Annotated in this window: 1 protein-coding gene; it reads left to right on the forward strand. The window is 58.4% G+C overall.

The genetic code is table 11. From position 1 onward, the window contains the following. Positions 1-250 (forward strand): hypothetical protein (locus AC6UDG_RS07725; RefSeq protein ID WP_500706995.1); only part of this gene is annotated, 250 nt, incomplete at both ends.

A 250-nucleotide genomic window follows, 5' to 3' on the forward strand; every position in this document is an offset into this window, starting at 1 on the left:
TTACGCTTGTGTTTGAAGTCGACCTGGTGACTGGGACGAAGTGGCGGAAGGCTCAGTATCCGATTCCGGCGTCAATGCTGGTTGGGGGAAAGCTGCGCGGCGAGGTGATCCTCACGGCTGTGTACTCACCACCAGTTGATGGCGCTGCAGGTGCTGAGTACGTCAGGGCAAACCTTGAGGTTGGCTTCGGCAAGTTGGAGCCGGATAGCAACGGAGTAATGCAGTTCCATGGGCGGGCCCCGATGAAGTG

This window comes from Fructilactobacillus sp. X2R1C1, from assembly GCF_059901435.1.